We start from the raw sequence: 5,088 nt of genomic DNA, 5'->3' as shown, positions 1-5,088 counted from the left end.
CAGCCGGGCCCGCGCCGCCGTGGCCTACGGCGAGACCAGCCGCAAGCTGCTGCTCGCCTTCAAGCACGGCGACCGCACCGACAGCGCGCCGGCGTTGGGCCAATGGCTGCAGCGGGCGGGCGGCGACCTGTTGCCCCAGGTGGACCTGATCGCGCCCGTTCCCCTTCATTGGACCCGCCTTTTCCTGCGCCGCTACAATCAGGCGGCCTTGCTGGCCCGGGAGTTGGGGCGGCTGAGCGGCCTGCCGGTGGTTCCCGACCTGCTGGTGCGCAAGCGCCGCACGGCGTCGCAAGGCCATCTGAATCCCCGGCAGCGCAAGGAGAACCTCCAAGGGGCCTTCGCCGTCCATCCCCGCCGGCGGGCCGGCCTGGCCGGCAAGCGGGTGCTGCTGGTCGACGACGTGCTGACCACCGGGGCGACGGTGGCCGCCTGCGCGCGGACGCTGGCGAAGGCCGGGGCGGCGTCAGTGGACGTGCTGACGCTGGCCCGCGTCCTGCGCCCGCTGCCCGATTGAGCGGCGGGCCGCTTTCGGGTAACACAAGCTGTGGTCATCGAAGAAAGGGAGGATCCGCCTTGGCGAGCGTCGAAGTCTACACCACCCCCGTCTGCCCCTACTGCGTCCGCGCCAAGGCGCTGCTGGCCCGTAAGGGCGTGGCCTATACCGAGATCGACGTCTCTCGCGACGCCACCCTTCGCGACGCGATGATCCAAAAAGCGGGCGGCCGGCGCACGGTGCCCCAGATCTTCATCGACGGCCACCACGTGGGCGGCTGCGACGATCTGCACGACCTGGACCGCCAAGGCGGCCTGGACAAGATGCTGGGGCTGGCATGACTTTCACGGCCGCCTGTCTGCAGGTCAACGCCCCGCGCGAGCCGGAAGCGGCGATCGCCGCCGCCTGCGACCTGGCGAGGAGGGCCCGCGACGCCGGGGCGGATTTCATTCTGATGCCCGAGAACGTCGCCATGATGGAGCCGGTCCATGCCCGGCTCCGCGACAAGGCCCAGGGAGAATCCGGGCACGCGGCTCTTGGGGCCTTCCGCGACTTGGCGCGGGAGACCGGGGCTTGGCTGCTGGCCGGGTCGCTCCATATTCTTCTGGCCGGCGGCAAGGTGGCCAACCGCAGCTTCCTGATCGACCCGCAAGGGGGAATCGCCGCCCGCTACGACAAGCTGCACATGTTCGACGTCGATCTGGACGGCGGCGAGAGCTACCGGGAATCGGCGGTTTTCCATGCCGGCGCCAAGGCGGTGCTGGCCGACCTGCCCTGGGGACGATTGGGACTGTCCATCTGCTACGACCTGCGCTTCGCCTACCTCTACCGGGCCCTGGCCCAGGCGGGCGCCGACTTCCTGGCGGTGCCGGCCGCCTTCACCCGCCAGACCGGGCAAGCCCATTGGCACGTGCTGTTGCGGGCAAGGGCCATCGAGACCGGCTGCTACGTCCTGGCCCCAGCCCAGTGCGGTACCCATGCCGAGGGCCGCCAGACGTTCGGCCATTCCCTGATCGTCGATCCCTGGGGCCGCGTGCTGGCCGACGGCGGCGAGGAACCGGGTTTCGTCATGGCCGAAATCGATCCGGCCGAAGTGGCCGCCGCGCGCCAAAAAATTCCCGCGCTCCGCCACGACAGGGCCATCGAATTCTAGCCCCCGGCCCTGGGATTCCGGCGAGTCGCTGCCTTGCGGCAAAATACCCCAACATCAGGTGTTTCTTTTGCTTGACGAGGGGGTAAGCCGTCACTAGTATCCGCGCTCTCATTCGGGCGCTGGTAGTGGTTCCAGCGGCGCTTTCCGCGGCGGATCAGACGCAGAGCCCAATGGGAACGTGACATTCTCTATAGGCCACCTTCTCCCCGGTGGCCGGTGCAAGTCCCGCCAAGAGGCGACCTGGGATGCCTCTTCGGGGGGCTTTTGCATCGTGTTCGGGAGGTTTGGCGCCCAGGGCGCCGAACGTGTCTGGGTAGTCGATTTTGGGAACGAGACGGTATGCCGACGATTAATCAGCTGATCCGCAAGGGTCGCGAGTCCAAGATGGAGCGGAACAAGGTTCCGGCTCTCGAGGCCTGCCCCCAGAAGCGGGGCGTGTGCACTCGCGTCTACACGACCACGCCGAAGAAGCCCAATTCCGCGCTGCGCAAGGTCGCTCGCGTCCGCCTCACCAACGGGTTCGAGGTGACGAGCTACATTCCCGGCGAGGGGCATAATCTTCAGGAACACTCGGTAGTGATGATCCGCGGCGGTCGCGTCAAGGACCTGCCCGGCGTCCGCTACCACATCATCCGCGGCACCCTCGACACCCAGGGCGTCAAGGATCGCCGTCAGCGCCGTTCGAAGTACGGCGCGAAGCGTCCCAAGTAAGCGAGGCCAGTCATGTCGCGTCGTCACGCCGCCGAAAAGCGCGAGTTCCTGCCGGATCCCAAGTACGGGGATCTGGTGGTGTCCAAGTTCACCAACGGCCTCATGTCCGATGGCAAGAAGTCGGCCGCCGAGAGCATCGTCTACGGAGCCTTCGATCTGATCGAGAAGCGCACCAAGCAGGACCCGCTCAAGGTATTCCACCAGGCCATCGACAACGTGAAGCCGGCCGTCGAGGTCCGCTCGCGCCGCGTCGGCGGCGCCACCTATCAGGTGCCCGTCGAGGTTCGCCCGGCGCGCCGCCAGGCCCTGGCCATCCGCTGGCTGGTCGACCTGTCGCGCAAGCGTAGCGAGAAGACGATGATCGAGCGCCTGTCCGCTGAGCTGATGGATGCCGCCAACAATCGCGGCACCGCGGTGAAGAAGCGGGAGGACACCCATCGCATGGCGGACGCCAACAAGGCGTTCTCCCACTATCGCTGGTAAAGACCGGAAAGAAGCAGGCGCCCGACCATGCCGCGTAATACTCCCCTCCACCTGTACCGCAACATCGGCATCATGGCCCACATCGATGCCGGCAAGACGACGACGACCGAGCGTATCCTTTATTACACCGGCAAGTCGTACAAGATCGGCGAGGTCCATGACGGCGCAGCCACCATGGACTGGATGGAGCAGGAGCAGGAGCGCGGCATCACCATCACGTCCGCCGCCACGACCACCTTCTGGCAGGACCACCGCGTCAACATCATCGATACTCCGGGCCACGTGGACTTCACCATCGAGGTGGAGCGCAGCCTGCGCGTGCTTGATGGCGCCGTGACGGTGTTCGACAGCGTGGCCGGCGTCGAGCCGCAGTCCGAGACCGTGTGGCGCCAAGCCGACAAGTACGGCGTGCCTCGCATCTGCTTCGTCAACAAGATGGATCGCATCGGCGCCGACTTCTACCGCTGCGTTTCCATGATCAAGGACCGTCTGGGCGCCCGCCCGGTGGTGGTCCAGATGCCCATCGGCTCCGAGTCCGAGTTCAAGGGTATCGTCGACCTGATCAAGATGAAGGCGGTGATCTGGGACGAGGATACGCTGGGAGCCAAGTTCCACGAGGAAGAGATTCCGGCCGACCTGGCCGATCTGGCCGCCGACTACCGGGAGAAACTGGTGGAAGCCGCCGTCGAGCAGGACGACGCCGCCATGGAGGCTTACCTCGAGGGCAAGGAGCCGGATCGCGACACCCTGATCAAGGGGCTGCGCAAAGGCACCTGTACTTTCTCCATCGTTCCCGTGCTTTGCGGTTCGGCCTTCAAGAACAAGGGCGTGCAGCCGCTGCTGGACGCCGTTGTCGACTTCCTTCCGGCGCCCACCGACGTGGCCGCCATCAAGGGCATCAAGGCCGACACCGAGGAAGAGGTGGAGCGGCACAATTCCGATGACGAGCCTTTCGCCGCCTTGGCGTTCAAGATCATGAACGACCCGTTCGTCGGCTCGCTGACCTTCATCCGCATCTATTCCGGCACGATCAAGAGCGGCGAACAGATCGTCAATACCGTCAAGGACAATCGCGAGCGCGTCGGCCGCATGCTGCTCATGCATGCCAACAACCGCGAAGAGGTCAAGGAAGCCTTCGCCGGCGATATCGTCGCCCTGGCCGGTCTCAAGGAGACCACGACCGGCGACACACTGTGCGACCCGAACCACAAGGTCATCCTGGAACGCATGGAGTTCCCGGACCCCGTGATCGAGATCGCCGTCGAGCCGAAGAGCAAGGCCGATCAGGAAAAGATGGGCATGGCCCTGGCCCGCTTGGCCGCCGAGGACCCGTCCTTCCGCGTGTCGACCGATTTCGAAAGCGGCCAGACGATCATCAAGGGCATGGGCGAACTCCACCTCGAAATCATCGTCGACCGCATGCGGCGCGAATTCAAGGTCGAAGCCAACATCGGCGCGCCGCAGGTGGCCTATCGCGAGACCATCTCGAAGGTCGCGGAAATCGACTACACCCATAAGAAGCAATCGGGCGGCACGGGCCAGTTCGCCCGCGTCAAGATCCGCTTCTCGCCGTTGCCCAAGGGTTCGGGTTTCCAGTTCGCCAACACCGTGGTGGGCGGCAACGTGCCCAAGGAATACATCCCCGGTGTCGAGAAGGGCCTCAAGAGCTCCATCGACAACGGCGTGCTGGCGGGGTTCCCCTGTACCGACCTCAAGGCGGAACTTTACGACGGCAACTACCACGACGTGGACTCCAGCGCGCTGGCTTTCGAAATCGCCTCCCGCGCGGCGTTTCGCGAGGGCGTCCAGAAGGCCGGTCCCAAGCTGCTCGAGCCCATGATGCGGGTAGAGGTGGTGACGCCGGAAGACTACATGGGCGACGTCATCGGCGATCTCAATAGCCGCCGGGGCCAGATCACCGGCATGGACCAGCGCGGCAACGCCCGCGTGGTCAATGCCCAGGTGCCTCTGGCGAGTATGTTCGGCTACGTCAATACGCTGCGTTCCATGAGCCAGGGGCGCGCCCAATTCAGTATGCACTTCGACCACTATGCGGAAGTTCCGCAGCATGTGGCGGAAGGCGTGATCAGCAAGATGGCCGGCTGACGGCAGGACACGGAGTAGGCAGACATGGCTAAGGAAAAGTTCGAACGGAACAAGCCGCATTGCAACGTGGGTACGATCGGGCACGTTGACCACGGCAAGACGTCCCTGACGGCGGCCATCACGAAGGTGCTGGCGGAGACGG

General features: G+C 65.4%; 7 protein-coding genes. All 7 read left to right on the top strand.

Annotated features, from left to right (window positions below; genetic code table 11):
• Window positions 1–514 (top strand): ComF family protein (locus tag H7841_17715; protein ID MEO5338699.1); only part of this gene is annotated, 514 nt, incomplete at its 5' end.
• A gap of 59 nt (window positions 515–573) precedes the next feature.
• Complete coding sequence (gene grxC, locus H7841_17710; GenBank protein ID MEO5338698.1) at window positions 574–834, top strand: glutaredoxin 3; 261 nt, start codon at window positions 574–576, stop codon at window positions 832–834.
• Window positions 831–1,646, top strand: coding sequence for a carbon-nitrogen hydrolase family protein (locus H7841_17705; GenBank protein ID MEO5338697.1), 816 nt, complete (start codon window positions 831–833; stop codon window positions 1,644–1,646). The genes grxC and H7841_17705 overlap by 4 nt, the downstream gene beginning before the upstream one ends.
• 339 nt (window positions 1,647–1,985) lie before the next feature.
• Window positions 1,986–2,357, top strand: coding sequence for a 30S ribosomal protein S12 (gene rpsL, locus H7841_17700; GenBank protein MEO5338696.1), 372 nt, complete (start codon window positions 1,986–1,988; stop codon window positions 2,355–2,357).
• 12 nt (window positions 2,358–2,369) lie between these two features.
• Window positions 2,370–2,840 (top strand): 30S ribosomal protein S7, encoded by a 471-nt coding sequence (gene rpsG, locus H7841_17695; protein ID MEO5338695.1) that lies wholly within the window; start codon window positions 2,370–2,372, stop codon window positions 2,838–2,840.
• A gap of 27 nt (window positions 2,841–2,867) precedes the next feature.
• Window positions 2,868–4,946, top strand: coding sequence for an elongation factor G (gene fusA, locus H7841_17690; protein ID MEO5338694.1), 2,079 nt, complete (start codon window positions 2,868–2,870; stop codon window positions 4,944–4,946).
• A 24-nt stretch (window positions 4,947–4,970) separates the two neighbouring features.
• Window positions 4,971–5,088, top strand: a 118-nt coding sequence (locus H7841_17685) for a GTP-binding protein (protein ID MEO5338693.1), incomplete at its 3' end; no start/stop codon positions are given.

This window comes from Magnetospirillum sp. WYHS-4 (assembly GCA_039908345.1).
Lineage (GTDB): Bacteria > Pseudomonadota > Alphaproteobacteria > Rhodospirillales > GLO-3 > JAMOBD01.
This window is presented reverse-complemented; position numbering and strand designations above follow the sequence as displayed.